The organism is Micromonospora sp. NPDC005205, assembly GCF_040608275.1.
GTDB lineage: Bacteria > Actinomycetota > Actinomycetes > Mycobacteriales > Micromonosporaceae > Micromonospora.
On sequence record NZ_JBEXHV010000001.1, the window covers coordinates 523,300 to 541,581 of the forward strand.

An 18,282-nucleotide genomic window follows, 5' to 3' on the forward strand; every position below is an offset into this window, starting at 1 on the left:
GGCGGGACGGGACGGCTCAGCCGGTGGGCTGGTCGTTACGGATCATCAGGGCACTGCGCAGGCCGGTGATGTCCAGTACGCGGATCAGGAAGTCGCCCACGTGCGTCAGCATCAGCAGGCTCTGCGCGTGGCTGGCCTTGCGGCTGAGCACGACAAGGGTGCCCAGCCCCTGCGAGTCGCAGAAGGTGACGCCACCGAGGTCGAGGATGATCTTCGGGGGTGGGTCGGCCAGCACCTCGTTGACGACGGTGGAGAGCTGGGCCGCTGTGAGCATGTCGATCTCACCGGCCAGGCGCAAGACTGCTTCGTCGCCCGTCCGGTGTAGCGTGATGGACAGTTCGGCACGATCCACCCGGTCAGCCTAGCGCGATCCGACCGACCTGGCCTGTCGAGGCCGCGAGCCGCTGCCGTCCAGGCCACGAGGCCCCCGTGTCGGCGCTGCTGACCGGCGCGGGTCACAGGTGAGCCGGGTAACCCCACCACGGGGTGGCTGCTGGTTGACCGTCCGGCGCTGTCACAATGGCGGCATCGTGACCGACATCTTTCCCGCCGGATCCGGCCGCTACCCAGCCGATGCGCCGGCCTCCGAGGCCCTGTTCGACCGCGCCCGCGCCATCGTGCCGGGCGGGGTGAACTCCCCTGTGCGTGCCTTCCAGGCGGTCGGCGGCACCCCGCGTTTCATGGTCCGTGGTGAGGGCCCGTGGCTGTACGACGCCGACGGTCGCCGCTACGTCGACCTGGTCTGCTCCTGGGGTCCGCTGATCCTCGGGCACGCCCACCCGGAGGTGGTGGAGGCCGTCCAGGCCGCCGCCGCCCGGGGCACCAGCTTCGGCACGCCCACCCCCGGTGAGGTGGAGTTGGCCGCCGAGATCGTCGCCCGGACCCCGGTCGAGCAGGTCCGCCTGGTCAACTCCGGCACCGAGGCGACAATGTCGGCGATCCGGCTGGCCCGCGGCTTCACCGGCCGCTCGAAGATCATCAAGTTCGCCGGTTGCTACCACGGTCACGTCGACGCGCTGCTCGCCGCCGCCGGCTCCGGCGTGGCCACCCTGGGCCTGCCCGACTCGCCCGGCGTGACCGGCGCGGCGGCCAGCGAGACGATAGTGCTTCCGTACAACGACATCCGGGCCGTCGAGGAGGCCTTCGCCGCCGAGGGCCCGCACATCGCCGCGGTGATCACCGAGGCCGCCGCCGGCAACATGGGTGTGGTGGCCCCCCGCGACGGCTTCAACCAGCAGCTCGCCCGGATCGCGCACGCCCACGGCGCCCTGCTGGTGGTGGACGAGGTGATGACCGGGTTCCGGGTCTCCCGCGCCGGGTGGCACGGCCTCGACGCCTCCGACGCGGACCTGTGGACGTACGGCAAGGTCATGGGTGGCGGCCTGCCCGCCGCGGCGTTCGGCGGGCGCGCGGACATCATGGAGCGGCTCGCGCCGGCCGGCCCGGTCTACCAGGCCGGCACCCTCTCCGGTAACCCGCTGGCCTGCGCCGCCGGCCTGGCGACCCTGCGGCTCGCCGACGACGCGCTGTACCAGCGCCTCGACGAGACGGCCGCCGTGGTGGGCAAGCTCGCGTCCGACGCGTTGGCCGCCGCCGGGGTCCCGCACCGACTGTCGTACGCGGGCAGCATGTTCTCGATCTTCTTCACCGACGCCGACGTGGTCGACTACGACAGCGCGCGCACCCAGCAGGTGCCCGCGTTCAAGGCGTTCTTCCACGCGATGCTCGCCGCCGGCGTCTACCTGCCGCCGAGCGCGTTCGAGTCGTGGTTCGTCTCGGCGGCGCTCGACGACGCCGCTCTGGAGCACATCGCCGCCGCGCTGCCCACCGCGGCGAACGCGGCGGCAGCGGCTGGTCACGGGGGGTAGACAACGTTGAGCAAGACTGTGGTTCACGTGCTGCGGCACGGCGAGGTGCACAACCCCGACCAGATCCTCTACGGCCGGCTGCCCGGTTTCCGCCTCTCCGAGCTGGGTGTGCAGATGGCCAAGGCCGCCGCGGAGGGCCTGGCCGAGCGGGAGATCGTGCACGTGGTGGCCAGCCCGCTGGAGCGCGCCCAGCAGACCGCCGAGCCGATCGCCGCCCAGTTCGGGCTGCCGGTCGGGGTGGACGAGCGGCTCATCGAGAGCGCCAACTGGTTCGAGGGCAAGAAGGTCTCCCCGGGTGACGGGTCGTTCCGCGACCCGCGCAACTGGTGGGTGCTGCGCGACCCGGTGACCCCGTCCTGGGGTGAGGCGTACCGGGTGATCGCCGAGCGGATGTTCGCCGCCGTGCACGCCGCCCGGGTCGCCGCCGAGGGACGCGAGGCGGTGCTGGTGTCGCACCAGCTCCCGATCTGGACGCTGCGCCGTCACGTCGAGCGCAAGCGGCTCTGGCACGACCCGCGCAAGCGGCAGTGCGGCCTGGCGAGTCTCACCTCGTTCCACTTCGACGGCGCGAAGGTGGCGGGCATCGGCTACAGCGAGCCGGCCGCGCACCTGATCGCTCTCTCCGCGACCGCCCGGACGGCCAAGGGGGCCTGATGAACGCCCGGAGGTGGACCGCCGGTCTGCTCGCCACCGTCGCCGCGGTGGCGCTGGTCGGCTGCACGTCCGGGGGCGGCGGGGAGAAGCAGTGCACCAGCGACGGCCTCACGATCACCTGTGCGCCGGACCAGCGGTCGAAGACGCCCAAGGTGGTCGGCGAACTGCTCACCGGTGGCCGGTACGACGTCTCGCAGGCGCGCGGTCAGGTCGTCGTCGTCAACTTCTGGGGTTCCTGGTGCGCGCCCTGCCGCGCGGAGGCTGACGACCTGGAGGACACCTACCAGGCCACCAAGGCGACCGGGGTGACCTTCCTGGGCGTCAACGTGCAGGACAGCAAGGACAAGGCGATCGCCTTCGAGCGGGGGCGGGTCACCTACCCGAGCATCTTCGACCCGTCCAGCAGTCAGGCGCTGAACTTCGACATCCCGCCCAACTCCACGCCGGCGACGGTGGTCCTCGATCGCGACGGCCGGATCGCCGTGGTGATCCGTCGCGCCACGACCAGGGACGAGCTACGGCCGATCGTCGAACGGGTCGCCGCCGAGAAGCCGGCGTCGAACTGATGGGCGAGACCTTCCGGGAGTTGGCCCTCAGCGGGCCGCTGCTGCTGGCCATCGGCGCGGCGGCGCTCGCCGGCCTGGTCAGCTTCCTCTCCCCGTGCGTCCTCCCGCTCGTCCCCGGCTACCTGTCGTACGTGACCGGTCTGGCCGGCGCGGACCTGGAGGGCCGGCGGCCGCAGGCCGATCCCGCGCCGGCCGGCGGGGGTGTCGCGGTCAAGGAACGGGTCGCGCGGGTCGGCGCGGTCAAGGGTCGGGTGCTCGCCGGGACGCTGCTCTTCATCGGCGGCTTCACAGTCGTCTTCGTGGCCTCCGCGATCCTCTTCGCCAGCATCGGGCGGGTGTTCTTCGACTACAAGCGCGAGTTGCAGATCGGCGTCGGTGTGCTGATCATCGTGGCGGGGTTGAGCTACCTCGGGATGATCCCGGCCCTGCAACGGGAGTTCCGGATCTCCCGGTTGCCGTCGGCGGGGCTGCTCGGCGCACCGGTCTTCGGGGCGGTCTTCGCGCTCAGCTGGGTGCCCTGCACCGGCCCCACCCTCGGCGCGGTGATGATGATGGCCACCGCCAGCGGCCAGACCGACCGGGCCGTGGTGCTCGCCGTGGCGTACTGCCTCGGGTTGGGGATACCGTTCATCGTCTTCGGGCTGGGCTTCGAACGCCTGCTCGGGGTCTTCCGCGCCGTTCGGCGCAACAGCCGCTGGGTCACCCGGGTCGGCGGTGCCCTGCTCATCCTGATCGGTCTGGCCCTGGTCACCGGCGGATGGCAGAGCTTCGTGATCTGGCTGCAGACCACCGTCGGGGTGGGCGAGGTGAGCATCTGATGACGGTCGTCGACGACCGACCGGAGACCGCGGCGCCCGCGCCACGCCGCCGGCCGAACCGGCTGCTGGCCCTGCTGCGCAACTCGTGGCGGCAGCTCACCAGCATGCGTACGGCGCTGATCCTGCTCTTCCTGCTGGCGATCGCCGCCATTCCCGGCTCGGTGCTGCCGCAGCGCGGAATCAGCCCGGAGAAGGTCAACGAGTACTTCGTCGACCACCCCGACTGGGCCCCTCGACTGGACCGGATCGGCGCGTTCGAGGTCTTCGGGTCGGTCTGGTTCTCCGCGATCTACCTGCTGCTGTTCACCTCCCTGATCGGCTGCATCACGCCCCGGCTGCGCGACCACGTCCGCACGCTGCGGTCCCGTCCGCCGGCCGCGCCGAAGCGGATGGCCCGGCTGCCGCAGCACACAGTGCTGTCCGCCCCGCCCGGTGGGGCGGCGGCGATCGCGGAGGTGCTGCGCAAGCGGCGCTGGCGCGTCGAGGTGCGCGGCGACGAGGTCTCCGCCGAGAAGGGCTACCTCAAGGAGACCGGCAACCTGCTGTTCCACACCTCGCTGATCGCGGTGCTGATCGGGGTGGCGCTCGGTTCCTGGTACGGCTGGAGCGGCAACCGGCTGCTGGTGGCCGGCGCGGACAACGCGTTCTGCAACACCCGCCAGCAGTACGCCGAGGCGAAGCTCGGCCCCCAGGTGGACAGCGCCGACCTGCCCGGCTTCTGCCTGCGGCTGGACGACTTCCAGGCCCGGTTCCTGGCCTCCGGCCAGCCGGAGTTCTTCAACGCCAGGGTGACAGTCAACGGTCCGGACGAGCCGACCCGCAGCGCCGACTTCTCGGTGAACTCGCCGCTGCGGCTGAACGACGCGAGCGTCTACCTGCTCGGCCACGGGTACGCCCCGGTGATCCGCTACACCGACCGGTTCGGCAACAGCCAGATCAGTGACGAGCCGTTCCTGACCACCGGCGACATGGGCCTGACCAGCGAGGGGCTGGCGGCCTTCCCGGACGCGAACGTCGACCCGGCGACCGGCCAGCGCGCACCGGATCTGCAGATGGCGTTCACCGGCATCTACCTGCCCACCGCGCCCGAGCAGGCGCCGTTCGTCCGCTCGCAGTACCCGACCGAGCGCAACCCTGCGCTGAACCTGGTCGCCTACCGCGGCAACCTCGGCCTGGACGCCGGTATCCCCGGCTCGGTCTACCAGCTCGACCAGCGGCAGGTGCGGGCCGGCAAGGTCAAGGAAGTCGGCACCAAACTGCTCCGCAAGGGCGAGACCTGGAAGCTGGACGACGGCACGACAGTCGAGTTCCTGGGCACCGAGCGGTACGTCACCCTCTCCGTCCGGCACGACCCCGGCTCGACGATGCTGCTGGTCAGCTGCGGCGTCCTGCTGATCGGGCTGATGGGTTCGCTGTTCGGAAAGCGCCGCCGGGTGTTCTTCCGGGTGGTGTCGGCCGACCCCGGGAACGGATCTCCGACGAGCGGTAGTAGCTTGATGGAGGTCGGTGGGTTGCCACGCACCGACTATCCAGGGTTCGCCGACGAGTTCACCCAGCTGGTCGCCGCCGTCAGCGGTGCCGACCGGGCTGGTGCTGGCGCTGACACCGCTGACCGGGCCGGCGTGCGAGAAGGAGCCGAGTGATGTCCGCACTCTCCGACAATCTGGTGACATTCGCGATCCTGGCGTACCTGGTCGCGATGATCGGCCACGCCGTCGAGTACGCGCTGGGCAACGCCCGTACCCGGGTCGCCACGGCGGCTCCGGTACGCGAGTTGGTAGGTGCCGGTGGCGTCCCGACGCCGTCCGCGCCGGTCCCTTCGCCACCGACGGTCGACCGCTCGGCCGGGCGGGCGCGGCTCGCGGGCCTGATCGGGGTGGGTGCCACCGCGGTGGCCGCCGCGCTGCACCTGGGGGCACTGGTCACCCGTGGGCTCGCCGCGGACCGGATGCCGTGGGGCAACATGTACGAGTTCGTGCTCACCGTGACGTTCATCGGGGTGGCCGCCTGGCTGGTGGTGCTCTGGAAGCGGCCGTCGCTGCGCAAGCTCGGGCTCTTCCTCACCCTGGTGATGGTGTTGCTGGTCGCCACCGCCGAGCTGGTGCTGTACGTGCCGATCGTGCCGCTGGTCCCGGCGCTGAACTCGTACTGGTTCATCATCCACGTCTCGACGATCGTCTTCGCGTCCGGCATCTTCCTGCTCGGCGTGGTGCCGGCGGTCGGCTTCCTGATGCGCAGCGGGTACGAGCAGGGCAAGCGGAGTTTCCCGTACATCCTGGCGAAGCGGCTGCCCGGTGCGGCCGGCCTGGAGCGGCTGACCTTCGCGCTGCACGCCTTCGCGTTCCCGATCTTCACCTTCGCGGTGATCGCCGGTGCCATCTGGGCCGAGGCGGCCTGGGGTCGGCCGTGGGGCTGGGACCCGAAGGAGACCTGGGCGTTCATCTCCTGGGTGGTCTACGCCGGCTACCTGCACGCCCGCGCGACGCCCAGCGTGAAGCGCAACGTGGCCACCTGGATCGCGGTGCTCGGCTTCCTCACCGTGCTGATGAACCTGTTCGGCGTGAACATCTTCTTCACCGGCCTGCACTCGTACGGCGGGCTGGACTGAACCACAGTTGGCAGAATGTAGAACTACACTTCTTAGAAGCGTAGTTCTACATTTTGTAGGGGTGGTAGTGAAGCTCTCCAAACCAGCGGAAATCTTCGACCGCGACGCCGAATGGGCGGAGCTGGTCCGGTTCGCCACGGACGACCGGGCCGGTGCGACGCTGGGCGTGGTCAGCGGCCGTCGCCGGCAGGGCAAGACACTGCTGTTGTACGAGTTGGCCCGCGCTACCCACGGCTTCTACTTCGGGGCGACCGAGGCGACCCCGGCAGAGTCCCTGCGTCGACTCGGGGAGGCACTCGGCCGGCACACCGACGCGCCTGGCCCGCTCCGCCTGGAAGACTGGTCGGGTGCGGTCGACGCGCTGCTCGCACTCGGCCAGCGCCGCCCGGTCACCGTGGTGATCGACGAGTTCCCCTACCTTGCTCGATCCAGTCGGGAACTCCCGTCGATCATTCAGCACGCCCTCACGCCGGGCCGGGTCGAGCGCACCGAATCTCGTACGCGCCTGCTGCTGTGCGGTTCGGCACTGTCGTTCATGGGTGGCCTGCTTGCCGGTTCGGCTCCGCTGCGCGGACGGGCCGGGCTGGAACTGCCCGTGCCACCGCTGGACTACCGGGCAGCCGCAAAATTCTGGGGGATCGATGACCCTTCACTCGCCGCCCGCGTGTTCGCCATCGTCGGAGGCACACCGGCCTACCGACGGGAGTACGTCCAGGACGATGTACCCGACGGGCCAGACGATTTTGACGATTGGGTAGTGCGCGCGGTGCTGAATCCAGCCCGCCCGTTGTTCCGCGAGGCTCGCTATCTGCTCGCCGAGGATCCCGACCTGCGGGACACCGCGCTCTACCATTCCGTACTGTCTGCGGTCGCCGAAGGCAACGGCACCCGAGGGGGGATCGCCGGGTACATCGGACGGAAGGCCACCGACCTCCAGCACCCGCTCACCGTCCTTGAGGACGCCGGCCTCCTCATCCGCGAGCCCGATCCGCTCCGTAGCGGGCGTAGCCGTTACCGCATCGCCGAACCCCTGATCACCTTCTATCAGGCGGTCATGCGGCCCTCCTGGACGGCCTTGGAGCAACGGCGTGGCACGGACGTCTGGAGGCGTTCCAACCGCCGGTACTCAAGCGGGGTGCTGGGTCCGGCATTCGAGGAGATCGTTCGGCAGTGGGCTCTGCGCTTCGCCACGCCGGAGACGTTCGGCGGTGTCGTCGCGGAGGCCAGCGCGGCCGTCCTCAGCGATCCCTCCACTCGCACCAGCCTGGAACTCGACCTGGTTGCATTCGGGGAGCCACCGTTCGGCGACGGCCCTCGGCCGCTGCTCGCCATCGGCGAGATCAAGTGGGGTCGCACGCTGGGTCGGGCCGAGTTGGATCGACTGGGCCGGGCACGTGACCTGCTCGCCGCGCGTCCCGGCCTGGACGCGCGGGACGCCCGGTTGCTGCTGGCAAGCGCCGCGGGCTTCACCGACGAACTTCGGCACGCGGCAGGTCAGCGTCCCGATGTCGTCCTTGTCGACCCGTCGCGGCTCTATTCGGGCGACTGAGGGCGCCCGGGCCGCAGGGGAGGATGTCGACGGCTGCGGGTGCTGCGCAGGGTCTCGTCCACGCGCAGAGTGACCTGGTACGACACCTCCGGCAGGTCAACCAGCTCGATCCGTTCGCCGCGCAGCGCCAGTTGGGCGTGCAGCTCCCGGGCGATGGCGTCGCGAAGCGCGACCAGCAGAGGAGACAGCCCGTCCGGGTCACCAACGACGAAGGCGTCAGACATGGATCCACCCTGCCCCCGCGTCCCGCCGATCCGCCACCGGGGGTGAGATGTGTCCGCCAGGCTTGACCCGGCTCGGGCTGAGCCGCCCAACCCCCCGATATCCGCGTCATGTGATGACACGTTCAGCGCTCGCTACCGTGCGGCAGGTGGGTCGGGTGACCCACCGATCGCGGCGGAAGGTGGGTGCGGTGACCACAGTGGTGTCGACGGCGGCGCTGATCCGGGAGCAGCTCCGGCGGTCCCGGCTCGCGGCCGGGCTGACTCAGGAGGAGTACGGCAAACGGGCGCACTACTCGCCGTCCATGGTGTCGGCCGTCGAGCTGGGGCAGACGGCACCCAACGAGGCGTACCTGAAGCGGGCCGACGAGGTGCTCGACACCGGTGGCTTGCTGACCTCGCTCCGCGACCTGGGCCGGCGCGACGGCGAGCCGGTCTGGTTCCGTCCGTGGCTGGAGGTCGAGCGGGTCGCCACACAGCTGCGCTGCTTCGAGGCGACGATGATTCCCGGGCTGTTGCAGACCGCCGACTACGCCCGGGCGGTGTTCCGGCTCGACCTGGGGCTGACCGCAGACCGGGTGGAGGAGTTGGTGGCGGCCCGGCTGGAGCGGCAGACGATCCTCGACCGGGAGCACCCGCCGCAGCTCACCGCTGTGATCGACGAGGCCGCGTTGCAGCGCTTCGCGGAGGGCTGCGCCGGGGTGCTGGCCGACCAGTTGCGGCACCTGGTGGCGTGCGCCCGCCGCCCGCACATCAGGGTGCACGTGCTGCCGCAGGGTGTGGGTCTGCACGCCGGCCTCTTCGGGCCGTTCATCCTCGGCCGCACCGCCGACGGCAGTTGGCTCGGCTTCCTCGACAACCAGACCGGTGGCACCGCCGTGGACGACATCTTCGAGGTGGCGACCCTGCTCGGAAGGTGGGAGAGTCTGCGCAGTGACGCGCTGCCCCGGCAGCAGTCGATCGACCTGCTCGAGGAGATCGTGAAGCCATGGATCTGACCGGAGCCCGCTGGCGCAAGTCCACCCGGAGCGGCAACAACAGCGGTGCGTGCGTCGAGGTCGCCGACAACCTGGCCGGCCGGGTGCACGTCCGCGATTCCAAGGACCGCGACGGCGGCCTGCTGACCTTCACCCCGGCCGCGTGGCGGGCCTTCGTCGAGCTGGCCCGCACCCACTGACCATCCGCTGAACCGGTCGGCCGGTAGCCGCGATCAGCCCCTCAACCAGCCGGCCGGCAGTCGCGGTCAGCCGCTGAAACAGCCGGCCGGCAATCCGCGATCAGCCGCCGAACCGGTCGGCCGACAATCCGCGGTCAGCCGTTGGACCGGTCGGCCGGCGGCCCGCGATCAGCCGCCGAACCAGCCGGGCACGTCGAGCCGGAACCAGTTGGCCGAGGCCATCGTGCCGAGGTCGTCTTCCATCGCGGTGACCCGTTCCGGGCCGAGCGTGTCTGCCCACTGTGCACGCAGCCGGTCGAAGATCTCGGCCGAGCGGCGTAGCCCGTCGGCGCCGCGCGGGGTCACCCGGACCAGCCGCCGTCGGGCGTCGGTGGGGTCGTCGACCCGCTCCAGGTAGCCGACGGCCACCAACCGGTCGACGGTCTTGCCGGCGGCCTGTTTGGAGATGCCCAGCCGCTGGCCCAGCTCGGTGGCGGTGGTGCCCTCCGCGCCGACCGCCTGGAGCACGAACCCGTGCATCGGTCGCAGCTCCGGATGCCCCTCCCGGGCCAGCTCGGCGTGCAGGTCGTCGATCAGCGTCCGGAAGCCGGCCAGCAGCAACAGCGGCAGCGCGAAGCCGGGGCGCGCGGGATCAGCGGTTGCCATCTTCGACAACCACGTTTACTATTTCGTCAACCACGTTGACCATCTTACGTCGTCCGATCCGAGCTCTGGAAAGTAGGCAGCCATGTCCGTCTTCACCGCTCACACCGCCGAAACCGCGCCCGCCGCCGCCCGACGAGCCATCAAGGGCGTGCACGGCCGGTTCGGCTGGCTGCCCAGCGCGGTGGCGCTGATAGCCGACTCGCCGCAGTTGCTCACCGGCTTCCTCACCGCCAGCGCGGGCTTCGAGCAGACCGACCTCGCCCCGCTGGAGCGGGAGGTGGTCATCCTGGCGGTCTCCACCAGTCACGAATGCCATTTTTGCGTCGCCCTGCACAGCGGCAAGCTCACCCAACTCGGCGCGACCGCCGAGCTGATCACCGCGCTGCGTGCCGGCTCGGCGCTGCCCGACCCACGACTGGAGGCGCTGCGCCGATTCACACTGGCCGTGCTCGACCACCGGGGCGCAGTGCCGGACGACGAACTGGACGACTTCCTGGCCGCCGGCTACCAGCCCCGGCACGCGCTGGACGTGGTGCTGGGCGTCGGCGCGTACACCATGTCCACCTTTGCCAACCGGCTCACCCGGGCACCGCTCGACCCGCCACTGGCCGCCCACGCCTGGACGCCCGCCGCCTGACCGCTGACACCTGCGGGCCCTGCTCAGGCCGCCTGGAGGAAGTCGCGCAACAGGGCGAGCATCTCGTCCGGACGCTCCTCGTACAGCCAGTGCCCGCAGTCCTCGATCACCTCGCCGCGCACCGTGTCGGCGTACCGGCGGACCTGCTCGGCGACCTGCCCACCGAGGCTGGCCGCCGCCCCGACGGCCAGCACCGGCATGGTCAGCTTCGTGCCCCGGTACGCAGCGTTGTCCGCGATGTCCTGCTCGAACGCCCGGAAGTAGGCGAAGCTGGCCCGCAGATGTGCCGGGTCGCGCAGATGGCTGGCGAACTCCTCGATGTCGGGCGCGCTGATGCTGCCCTTGCGCACCATCAGCGCGTCGGTGAACCTGTCCACCCAGAGCGACTCCCGCCCGTCGACCAGCGCCTCCGGAAGCCCGTTGCCGAGGGAGAAGTAGCCAAAGTTCCACACCCCGGGCCCGGCCGAGGTGAGCGCAGGGAACGTGTAGATGCTCTCGTCGGGGATCGGCGCCTCGGTGAGCGCCAGCCGGCTCACCCGCTGCGGATGGGCGGCGGCGTACGCGTACGCCACCATGGTCCCCAGGTCGTGCCCGACCAGTCGAAGGTCACTGACCAGGCCGAGTTGGTCGAGTAGTCCGTGCAGGTCGGCGGCGACCGTCTTCTTGTCGTACCCGCCGTCCGGGGCGTCGCTGCCCCCGAAGCCGCGCAGGTCGGGCGCTACCACGTCGAAGGAGCGCCTCAACTCGGGCAGCAGGTGCCGCCACATGTACCAGCACTGCGGGTATCCGTGCAGCAGCACCAGCGGCGGGCCGGCGCCGCCACGGACGTAGTTCATGGTGATCTGGCCGACCCGAGCCCGCTGCTCGGTGAACCCCGCCGGAACCCGTTCCACGCCCATCGCCGCCTCCGCCCGCTGTCCGTCTGCCCGGCTACCCGCTCAACCGCCCGCCATGCCCGCGAGGTTCGGGTTCTGCCGGTTGATCCACTCGCCTTCCTTGAAGTCGCGGTGTCCGGCGGCCTGGGACACCGCGACTTCCTGAAAGCCGAGTCGATCTACGGGCGATCGCGAGCGTCACAGCACCCGGCTTGGGCCGTTCGGGAGCCCGTGCGGGAGACTGGGTGACATGGCGGCTCGTGGCTTCCCGTACACCGATCTCAAGGACTTCCTCGCGGCGCTGGAGCGCGCGGGGGAGTTGCGCCGGGTCGACGTCCCGGTCGATCCGACCCTGGAGATCAGCGAGGTGGTCACCCGCACGGTGCGGGCCGGCGGCCCGGCGCTGCTCTTTGAGCGTCCGACCCGGGGCGAGATGCCGGTGGCGATCAACCTGTTCGGCACCGAGAAGCGGATGGCGATGGCCCTCGGGGTGGAGAACCTCGACGAGATCGGCGCGCGGATCGGCGAGATGCTCAAGCCGGAACTGCCGCAGGGCTTCTCGGGCATGATGGGCGGGCTCGGCAAGGTCATGCAGCTCAAGTCCATGCCGCCGAAGAAGGTCAAGACGGCCCCCTGCCAGCAGGTGGTCTACCGCGGCGACGACGTCGACCTCAATCGGTTGCCCGGGCTGCAGGTCTGGCCGGGCGACGGCGGGATCTTCCACAACTTCGGGCTGACCCACACCAAGCACCCCGAGACGGGCAAGCGCAACCTCGGGCTCTACCGCCTGCAGCAGCACTCGCACAACACCATCGGTATGCACTGGCAGATCCACAAGAACTCCACGGCGCACCACGCGGTCGCCGAGCGGCTCGGGCAGCGCCTGCCGGTCGCGATCGCCATCGGTGCCGACCCCGCGGTCGCCTACTCGGCCAGCGCGCCACTGCCTGCGGACATCGACGAGTACCTGTTCGCCGGTTTCCTGAGCGGCGAGCGGGTGGAGATGGTCGACTGCCTGACCGTGCCGCTGCAGGTGCCGGCGCACGCGCAGATCGTGCTGGAGGGTTACATCGAGCCGGGCGAGCGACTGCCGGAGGGCCCGTTCGGCGACCACACCGGCTTCTACACGCCGGTCGAGCCGTTCCCGGTGATGCACATCGAAGCGATGACCATGCAGCGCAACCCCGTCTACCACTCGATCGTCACGTCGCAGCCGCCGCAGGAGGACCACGGCCTCGGCAAGGCCACCGAGCGGATCTTCGCACCACTGCTGCGCTTCCTGATCCCGGACATCGTCGATTACAACCTGCCCGCCGCCGGGGTCTTCCACAACTGCGCGATCGTGTCGATCCGTAAGCGCTACCCGAAGCACGCGCAGAAGGTGATGAACGCGATCTGGGGCGCGCACATGATGTCGCTGACCAAGCTGATCGTGATCGTCGACGAGGACTGCGACGTGCACGACTACAACGAGGTGGCCTTCCGCGCCTTCGGCAACGTCGACTACGGCCGCGACCTGCTGCTCACCGAAGGGCCCGTCGATCACCTCGACCACGCTTCGTACCAGCAGTTCTGGGGTGGCAAGGCCGGCGTCGACGCGACCCGCAAGCTGCCCACCGAGGGCTACACCCGCGGCTGGCCGGAGGGGATGATCATGAGTCCCGAGGTCACGTCCCTGGTCGACAAGCGCTGGAAGGAGTACGGAATCTGATGGCCGTTCTCGACGCACCGGCCGAGAAGCCGGGCCGGGTCAAGTCCTTCCTCAAGCTCGTGGCGATCGAGCACTCGGTGTTCGCGCTGCCCTTCGCGTACCTGTCGGCGCTGAGCGCCATGCAGGTCAACGGTGGGCGCGTGCGCTGGTGGGACCTGCTGCTGATCACCGTGGCGATGGTCGGGGCGCGGACGTTCGCGATGGCCGCCAACCGGATCCTCGATCGCAAGATCGACGCGCGGAACCCGCGTACCGCCGGCCGGGAACTGGTCACCGGAGCGGTGAGCGTGCGGACGGCCTGGACCGGCGCGGCCGTCGCGCTGGTGGTCTTCCTCGCCGCAGCGGCTCTGCTCAACCCGCTCTGCCTGGTGCTCGCGCCGCTGGCCGTGGTGCCACTGGTCGTCTACCCCTACGCCAAGCGGTTCACCAACTGGCCGCACGCCATCCTCGGGATCGCCCAGGCGGTCGGCCCGGTCGGCGCCTGGCTCGCGGTCACCGGCACCCTGGACGGCTCCTGGCCGGCCTGGCTGCTCGGCGTGGGGGTCGGGCTGTGGATCGGCGGCTTCGACCTGATCTACGCCTGTCAGGATTCCGAGATCGACCAGGAGATCGGCGTGCACAGCGTGCCGGCCCGGTACGGTCGGCGCTTCGCCCTGCACGCCTCCACTGTCGCGCACGTGGTGACCTTCGGGTTGTTCGTCTGGTTCGGCGCGCTGATCGGTTTCGGCTGGCTCTGGTGGATCGGGCTGGCGTTGACCGCTGTCGCGTTCGGCTACCAGCACCTGGTGGTCACGCCGACCGACCTGAGCAAGGTCAACCGGGCGTTCTTCACCGCCAACGGGTTCGTCGGCATCGCGCTGTTCGTGTTCGCCCTGCTCGATCTTGTGGTGCGGCTCGGCCTGAGCGGCTAGTCCTGGCCGCTGTGGCGGCGGCCGACGGCGGCGGTGCGCTCGGCACCGCCGCCGTCGGCGTTTCCCGGCGAGGGTCTGCTCGTCGAGCGGACCGGCGAGCGTTCGATCGTCGTCACGGTGGCCGACGCCGGCACCGCCGCCGCCCTGCTCAACACCCTCGCCGACCGTCACCGGCGGACCCTTTGACCCGGTAGCCCACCCCCCCGGGGATCAGCTCCAGGACGCCGAATATCGATCGCTCTCCAGCGACCAGTCGATCGTGCCGCGCACCGAGCGGGCGACCCCCTCAACGTGCGCGGCCACCGCCGGATCCAGTTCCGGGCCGAAGGACGGGATCGTGGCCCGCAGCTCCATGAACCGCCCCATCGCCGTGCGCCAGCGATCCACCGCCGCTTCCACTGCCCGCTCGTCCGGCAGGCGCTGCTCCCTCGCGATGGCCAGCACCAGGTTGTGCCCGCCTGAGATGACGCGGTCCTTCTCCAACGACACCAGGTCGTTGAACCAGGAGAGCAGGTCGTTGCCGGTTGCCGCCAGTGCCCGTAGCGCCGGGTGGTGGTAGACGGGGTCTGGCAGCGCGTGACCGGTGACGAACTCGATCATGGTGTACGACACGTACGCCGCCGAGGTCGCCCGGCGCAGCGCAACGTATTCGGCGACAGTGGGGAAGTGGCTCCTGGTCTTGTTCTCCGCCTCCGTACGGTCGCCTTCCAGGTGGTGGGCGACCGCGTCGGCGAAGCGCTGCTGCCAGGACGGGGGCATCCGGGCACGCGGCGCCTGCCACGCGTCCGCGAGCATCCGGCGCAGCGGTCCCCGAAACCCCGCCGTGCGGGCGCCGGGGCCGTGGCGCAGCACCTGGAGCACGCCGTCCCGCAGGGCAGCGACGTCCGCGCCGCTCGCACCGTGCGGTCCGTCGCAGGCGTCGTCGAGCAGGAAGAACCAGGTCCAGAGAGCGGCGACCGTACGCAGATCGGCGGCGCCGGCGTCAGGGTAGAGCCGACCCGCATACCAGGCGATGCGACCGGCGTCCAGCCGACACAGCTCGTCGTCGTCCAGCGGCAGGTCGAAACGGCGCACCCAGCCCGCCAGCCACTCCTGGGTCTCCTCGGCATGCGGCGAGCACCGCGAGGGAAGGGGACATTCGGCACGTAGTGTGCGGGCTGCCGCCACCGTCATCGGTCGTACCGTCCCTCCGGTTGCTGCACAGAGGTTTCCCCCAGCCGAGCATGTCAGAAATCGGCTGTCGATGATGTCCGTCGTGGGCCGGGAGGACGGCGGACGGGCGAGGGCGGGGGCCACGGCACGGCGCCCGGCCGGACCAGGCAGGCTGGGGGCATGCGGGAACCATGGGTGGTCGGGGTCTCCGGTGCCTCCGGCACGCCGTACGCGGCGGCCGTCATCGGCGGACTGCTCGACGCGGGCGAGCCGGTGGACCTGATCGTGTCCCGGGCGGCACGACTCACAGTGCTCGACGAGACCGGCCGCCCCTTCCGTGACGGGCACTGGGCCGAAGACCTCGCCGCCTGGCTGGATCGGGACCTGACCGCGGCGGATGTGCGGCACTGGCCGGCCGGCGACCTGGCCGCCGGGCCGAGCAGCGGCTCCTACCGGGTACGCGGAATGGCAGTGGTCCCGGCCAGCACTGCCGCCTGCGCGGGCATCGCGATCGGGCTCTCGAAGGACCTGTTGCAGCGCGCCGCCGAGGTCAACCTCAAGGAACGCCGTCCCGTGGTGCTGGTCCCCCGGGAGACACCGGTGACCCGCAGCCACCTGGAGCACCTCATCGCCCTGCACGACGCGGGCGCGGTGGTGCTGCCGGCCAGCCCCGGCTTCTACGGCGCCGGGGCGGCGGCCAGCGCGCAGCAACTGGTCGACTTCGTGGCCGGCAAGGTGCTGGACGCGCTCGGCGTCCCGCACACCCTGTTCCGGCGGTGGTCCGGCCAGCTCGGCGCGGCCCGGAGCTGAGCCGTCCCGCGCGTGCTGCGCCGTCCCGCTCGCGCTGCGCCGTCCCGCTCGCGCTGTGCCGTCCCGCTCGCGCTGGGCATTGTTGTGCTGCTCAGCACGAGCGGTGCTGCCGCCCGGCGGTTGGCCGAAGCGGGACGCGGACCGGACTGGTGTCCGGTCCGCGTGGCGTTGTCCGCACCAGTTCAGTACATGCCGGCGTTGGCCGGACCCGGCCCCGTGGATGCTGCCGGCCCCACATTGCGTGGCTTACCGACCTCATCCACTTCGTCCAGCATGCCCTCCCCCTCAAGCAGGGCTCGCACCTCGGATTCCCGAAACCGGCGATGCCCGCCTGGAGTCCGGATGCTTCCTATCCGGCCGGCCGCCGCCCATCTCGTCACAGTTTTCGGGTCTACCCGAAACAGCGCGGCGACCTCACCCGGTGTCAGCAGGCGATCTCCAGTGTCCACAGCCCCCTCCTCGCGTCGACGAAGCCCCCGGCTGAACACACTGCCCCCGGCTGGTGCGTAGCCCAGAGCCGTCATGAGGGACGTATGGCAATTACAGCACCAGGGACATGGCCTGTCCGCCCAAACGCGAAAAATGCACTGAGTGGGGAGTTAGTAATGTTACTGGTGCTACCTCGACCCTGACCGGTGGTTTGTGAACAGTGACTCACCGCTCAGTCCAACGGGTGCCGAAGGCCGCACGTTACGCGTCAGCGGTTAAGGTGACTCTCTGTGGATGCCATCGACCTGAGCCTCGTCGACCTGCTGCGCGGCAACGCCCGCCTCTCGTACGCCGAGTTGGCCCGTCAGGTGGGTCTCTCGGCGCCGGCCGTGCACGAGCGGGTCGGCAAGCTGGAGAGCAGCGGCGTCGTCCGGGGTTACCGCGCGGATGTGGCCCCGGAGTCGATCGGGTTGGGTGTCACGGCGCTGATCGGCATCGTCGAGGACTCCGGTGCCGACAGCGACGACATGCTGGAGTCGCTGCGGGTGCTGCCCGAGATCGAGTCCTGCTACTTCATGGCCGGCGTGGAGTCGTTCCTGCTCAAGGCGCGGGTCGGCACGATCGCCGAGCTGGAGCAGTTGATCGTGCGGTTGAACCGGACGCCGGGGGTGGCCTCCACCCGTACCGCCATCGCGCTCTCCACGAAGTGGGAGAACCGCCCCCAGCCGGTCGGCCCGCCCGCGGCCTGACCGCCGCGTACCCCTGGTGTCGCCCGGGCGGCCAGCGGTAGCGTGCGCCGATGACCCAGCCTGCGCGCCCCGTGGCCGTGGTGACCGGCGCTGCCGGCGGCCTGGGCCGTGCCATCGCCACCGCGCTGCACACCGACGGTTGGTCGGTGCTGCTCACCGACCTCGACCCGGTGGCGGTCCAGAGCGCCGCCGCGCCGCTCGGCGGCTGGTCGGCCGCCCTGGACGTCCGGGACGAGGCCGCGTGCGCCGCCGTCGCCGCGACCGCGGCAGGCCGGGGTGACCTGGCCCTCTGGGTCAACAACGCCGGCATCCTGGTGACCGGTGCGTCGTGGGAGCACGACGCCGCGACCCGCCGTCGGCTGCTCGACGTGAACACCCACGGGGCCATGAACGGCACCCTCGCCGCGCTGACCGTGATGCGCGCCCAGGGTCACGGCCACGTGCTCAACGTCGTCTCGCTGGCCGGGCTGATCGCCGCGCCCGGCGAGACGGTGTACGCGGCCAGCAAGCACGCTCTGCTGGCCTTCAGCCTCGGCACCCTGTCCGACCTGCGGATGGCCGGGTACCGGCGGGTGCACGTCTCCTGCCTCTGCCCGGACGGCATCTGGACCCCGATGCTGCACGACCGGCTGGACGACCCGGGGGCGGTGGCCTCGTTCACCGGATCGATGCTGACCGCGCAGCAGGTGGCGGCGCGGGTCGTCCGGCTGGCCCGCCGGCCACGTCCGGTGGTCAGCCTGCCCCGCTGGCGGGGAGCGCAGGTGCGCCTGTTGGACGCACTGCCCAGGCTGGCCGTCGCACTCACCCCGATCGTCCGGGCCGCCGGCCGCGCCGGTCAGCGCCGCCAACGCCGCAGGTCAACGCCGCCGGACCCGCGCTGACCACCGCTGGCCCGCTTGCTA

At 70.8% G+C, this 18,282-nt stretch carries 22 protein-coding genes; 16 read left to right on the forward strand and 6 right to left on the reverse strand.

Annotated elements, in window-relative coordinates; all coding sequences use genetic code 11:
- Positions 1 to 16: 16 nt before the first annotated feature.
- A complete protein-coding gene (locus ABZU43_RS02495) occupies positions 17 to 352 on the reverse strand; it encodes an STAS domain-containing protein (RefSeq protein ID WP_355004798.1) in 336 nt (111 codons plus the stop codon).
- A 178-nt stretch (positions 353 to 530) separates the two neighbouring features.
- Between ABZU43_RS02495 and hemL the strand changes: the two genes are divergently transcribed.
- From hemL to ABZU43_RS02530, 7 genes are all read left to right on the forward strand, one after another.
- Positions 531 to 1,868: a glutamate-1-semialdehyde 2,1-aminomutase gene (gene hemL, locus ABZU43_RS02500; RefSeq protein ID WP_355004799.1), complete on the forward strand. Its 1,338-nt coding sequence runs from the start codon at positions 531 to 533 to the stop codon at positions 1,866 to 1,868.
- A gap of 6 nt (positions 1,869 to 1,874) precedes the next feature.
- Complete coding sequence (locus ABZU43_RS02505; protein ID WP_355004800.1) at positions 1,875 to 2,522, forward strand: histidine phosphatase family protein; 648 nt, start codon at positions 1,875 to 1,877, stop codon at positions 2,520 to 2,522.
- Complete coding sequence (locus tag ABZU43_RS02510) at positions 2,522 to 3,088, forward strand: TlpA disulfide reductase family protein (protein ID WP_355004801.1); 567 nt, start codon at positions 2,522 to 2,524, stop codon at positions 3,086 to 3,088. The genes ABZU43_RS02505 and ABZU43_RS02510 overlap by 1 nt, the downstream gene beginning before the upstream one ends.
- Positions 3,088 to 3,906, forward strand: coding sequence for a cytochrome c biogenesis protein CcdA (locus ABZU43_RS02515; protein ID WP_355004802.1), 819 nt, complete (start codon positions 3,088 to 3,090; stop codon positions 3,904 to 3,906). The genes ABZU43_RS02510 and ABZU43_RS02515 overlap by 1 nt, the downstream gene beginning before the upstream one ends.
- Positions 3,906 to 5,549 (forward strand): cytochrome c biogenesis protein ResB, encoded by a 1,644-nt coding sequence (locus tag ABZU43_RS02520; RefSeq protein ID WP_355004803.1) that lies wholly within the window; start codon positions 3,906 to 3,908, stop codon positions 5,547 to 5,549. Before ABZU43_RS02515 ends, ABZU43_RS02520 begins: the two co-directional genes overlap by 1 nt.
- Positions 5,549 to 6,514 carry a c-type cytochrome biogenesis protein CcsB gene (gene ccsB / locus ABZU43_RS02525; RefSeq protein ID WP_355004804.1) on the forward strand — a complete coding sequence of 322 codons (966 nt, stop codon included), beginning with the start codon at positions 5,549 to 5,551 and terminating at the stop codon, positions 6,512 to 6,514. The genes ABZU43_RS02520 and ccsB overlap by 1 nt, the downstream gene beginning before the upstream one ends.
- A 61-nt stretch (positions 6,515 to 6,575) precedes the next feature.
- Positions 6,576 to 8,063, forward strand: a complete 1,488-nt coding sequence (locus ABZU43_RS02530; protein WP_355004805.1) for an ATP-binding protein — start codon at positions 6,576 to 6,578, stop codon at positions 8,061 to 8,063.
- Here the strand turns inward: ABZU43_RS02530 and ABZU43_RS02535 are convergent.
- Positions 8,048 to 8,287 carry a hypothetical protein gene (locus tag ABZU43_RS02535; RefSeq protein WP_355004806.1) on the reverse strand — a complete coding sequence of 80 codons (240 nt, stop codon included), beginning with the start codon at positions 8,285 to 8,287 and terminating at the stop codon, positions 8,048 to 8,050. The two genes, ABZU43_RS02530 and ABZU43_RS02535, sit on opposite strands and share 16 nt — an antisense overlap.
- Positions 8,288 to 8,475: 188 nt before the next feature.
- Here ABZU43_RS02535 and ABZU43_RS02540 point away from each other — a divergent pair, with 188 nt between their 5' ends.
- Entirely contained in the window at positions 8,476 to 9,282 is an 807-nt protein-coding gene (locus tag ABZU43_RS02540; protein ID WP_355004807.1) for a helix-turn-helix transcriptional regulator, read from the forward strand.
- Positions 9,273 to 9,461 carry a DUF397 domain-containing protein gene (locus tag ABZU43_RS02545; protein ID WP_355004808.1) on the forward strand — a complete coding sequence of 63 codons (189 nt, stop codon included), beginning with the start codon at positions 9,273 to 9,275 and terminating at the stop codon, positions 9,459 to 9,461. The genes ABZU43_RS02540 and ABZU43_RS02545 overlap by 10 nt, the downstream gene beginning before the upstream one ends.
- Positions 9,462 to 9,629: 168 nt before the next feature.
- Here ABZU43_RS02545 and ABZU43_RS02550 read toward each other — a convergent pair whose 3' ends face one another.
- Positions 9,630 to 10,106, reverse strand: coding sequence for a MarR family transcriptional regulator (locus ABZU43_RS02550; protein ID WP_355004809.1), 477 nt, complete (start codon positions 10,104 to 10,106; stop codon positions 9,630 to 9,632).
- An 82-nt stretch (positions 10,107 to 10,188) separates the two neighbouring features.
- Between ABZU43_RS02550 and ABZU43_RS02555 the strand changes: the two genes are divergently transcribed.
- Positions 10,189 to 10,743, forward strand: coding sequence for a carboxymuconolactone decarboxylase family protein (locus tag ABZU43_RS02555; RefSeq protein WP_355004810.1), 555 nt, complete (start codon positions 10,189 to 10,191; stop codon positions 10,741 to 10,743).
- A gap of 23 nt (positions 10,744 to 10,766) precedes the next feature.
- Here ABZU43_RS02555 and ABZU43_RS02560 read toward each other — a convergent pair whose 3' ends face one another.
- Positions 10,767 to 11,642 carry an alpha/beta hydrolase gene (locus ABZU43_RS02560; RefSeq protein ID WP_355004811.1) on the reverse strand — a complete coding sequence of 292 codons (876 nt, stop codon included), beginning with the start codon at positions 11,640 to 11,642 and terminating at the stop codon, positions 10,767 to 10,769.
- 226 nt (positions 11,643 to 11,868) lie between these two features.
- Between ABZU43_RS02560 and ABZU43_RS02565 the strand changes: the two genes are divergently transcribed.
- From ABZU43_RS02565 to ABZU43_RS02575, 3 genes are read left to right on the forward strand one after another with little or no spacing between them, the layout of a single operon-like run.
- Positions 11,869 to 13,329, forward strand: coding sequence for a menaquinone biosynthesis decarboxylase (locus tag ABZU43_RS02565; protein ID WP_355004812.1), 1,461 nt, complete (start codon positions 11,869 to 11,871; stop codon positions 13,327 to 13,329).
- Entirely contained in the window at positions 13,329 to 14,240 is a 912-nt protein-coding gene (mqnP, locus tag ABZU43_RS02570; protein ID WP_355004813.1) for a menaquinone biosynthesis prenyltransferase MqnP, read from the forward strand. The genes ABZU43_RS02565 and mqnP overlap by 1 nt, the downstream gene beginning before the upstream one ends.
- A 33-nt stretch (positions 14,241 to 14,273) precedes the next feature.
- Positions 14,274 to 14,426 carry a hypothetical protein gene (locus ABZU43_RS02575; protein ID WP_355004814.1) on the forward strand — a complete coding sequence of 51 codons (153 nt, stop codon included), beginning with the start codon at positions 14,274 to 14,276 and terminating at the stop codon, positions 14,424 to 14,426.
- 24 nt (positions 14,427 to 14,450) lie between these two features.
- Here the strand turns inward: ABZU43_RS02575 and ABZU43_RS02580 are convergent, their stop codons facing one another.
- Positions 14,451 to 15,314, reverse strand: a complete 864-nt coding sequence (locus ABZU43_RS02580) for a terpene synthase (protein ID WP_355004815.1) — start codon at positions 15,312 to 15,314, stop codon at positions 14,451 to 14,453.
- Positions 15,315 to 15,572: 258 nt separating this feature from the next.
- Between ABZU43_RS02580 and ABZU43_RS02585 the strand changes: the two genes are divergently transcribed.
- Entirely contained in the window at positions 15,573 to 16,202 is a 630-nt protein-coding gene (locus ABZU43_RS02585; RefSeq protein ID WP_355004816.1) for a UbiX family flavin prenyltransferase, read from the forward strand.
- A 182-nt stretch (positions 16,203 to 16,384) separates the two neighbouring features.
- On the opposite strand, the gene ABZU43_RS02590 is transcribed toward ABZU43_RS02585, so the two are convergent.
- Positions 16,385 to 16,651, reverse strand: coding sequence for a BldC family transcriptional regulator (locus tag ABZU43_RS02590; RefSeq protein WP_007454516.1), 267 nt, complete (start codon positions 16,649 to 16,651; stop codon positions 16,385 to 16,387).
- Positions 16,652 to 16,921: 270 nt separating this feature from the next.
- On the opposite strand from ABZU43_RS02590, the gene ABZU43_RS02595 reads away from it, so the two are divergent.
- Both ABZU43_RS02595 and ABZU43_RS02600 read left to right on the forward strand, forming a co-directional pair.
- A complete protein-coding gene (locus ABZU43_RS02595; protein WP_091395696.1) occupies positions 16,922 to 17,380 on the forward strand; it encodes an Lrp/AsnC family transcriptional regulator in 459 nt (152 codons plus the stop codon).
- Positions 17,381 to 17,430: 50 nt separating this feature from the next.
- Complete coding sequence (locus ABZU43_RS02600; protein ID WP_355004817.1) at positions 17,431 to 18,261, forward strand: SDR family NAD(P)-dependent oxidoreductase; 831 nt, start codon at positions 17,431 to 17,433, stop codon at positions 18,259 to 18,261.
- The last annotated feature ends 21 nt before the right edge of the window (positions 18,262 to 18,282 follow it).

Coding starts and splice junctions, on each gene's coding strand:
- ABZU43_RS02510 (WP_355004801.1), top strand. CDS start 2,522: ATGAACGCCCGGAGGTGGACCGCCGGTCTGCTCGCCACCGTCGCCGCG.
- ABZU43_RS02515 (WP_355004802.1), top strand. CDS start 3,088: ATGGGCGAGACCTTCCGGGAGTTGGCCCTCAGCGGGCCGCTGCTGCTG.
- ABZU43_RS02520 (WP_355004803.1), top strand. CDS start 3,906: ATGACGGTCGTCGACGACCGACCGGAGACCGCGGCGCCCGCGCCACGC.
- ccsB (WP_355004804.1), top strand. CDS start 5,549: ATGTCCGCACTCTCCGACAATCTGGTGACATTCGCGATCCTGGCGTAC.
- ABZU43_RS02535 (WP_355004806.1), bottom strand. CDS start 8,287: ATGTCTGACGCCTTCGTCGTTGGTGACCCGGACGGGCTGTCTCCTCTG.
- ABZU43_RS02545 (WP_355004808.1), top strand. CDS start 9,273: ATGGATCTGACCGGAGCCCGCTGGCGCAAGTCCACCCGGAGCGGCAAC.
- ABZU43_RS02550 (WP_355004809.1), bottom strand. CDS start 10,106: ATGGCAACCGCTGATCCCGCGCGCCCCGGCTTCGCGCTGCCGCTGTTG.
- ABZU43_RS02555 (WP_355004810.1), top strand. CDS start 10,189: ATGTCCGTCTTCACCGCTCACACCGCCGAAACCGCGCCCGCCGCCGCC.
- ABZU43_RS02560 (WP_355004811.1), bottom strand. CDS start 11,642: ATGGGCGTGGAACGGGTTCCGGCGGGGTTCACCGAGCAGCGGGCTCGG.
- ABZU43_RS02565 (WP_355004812.1), top strand. CDS start 11,869: ATGGCGGCTCGTGGCTTCCCGTACACCGATCTCAAGGACTTCCTCGCG.
- mqnP (WP_355004813.1), top strand. CDS start 13,329: ATGGCCGTTCTCGACGCACCGGCCGAGAAGCCGGGCCGGGTCAAGTCC.
- ABZU43_RS02585 (WP_355004816.1), top strand. CDS start 15,573: ATGCGGGAACCATGGGTGGTCGGGGTCTCCGGTGCCTCCGGCACGCCG.
- ABZU43_RS02600 (WP_355004817.1), top strand. CDS start 17,431: ATGACCCAGCCTGCGCGCCCCGTGGCCGTGGTGACCGGCGCTGCCGGC.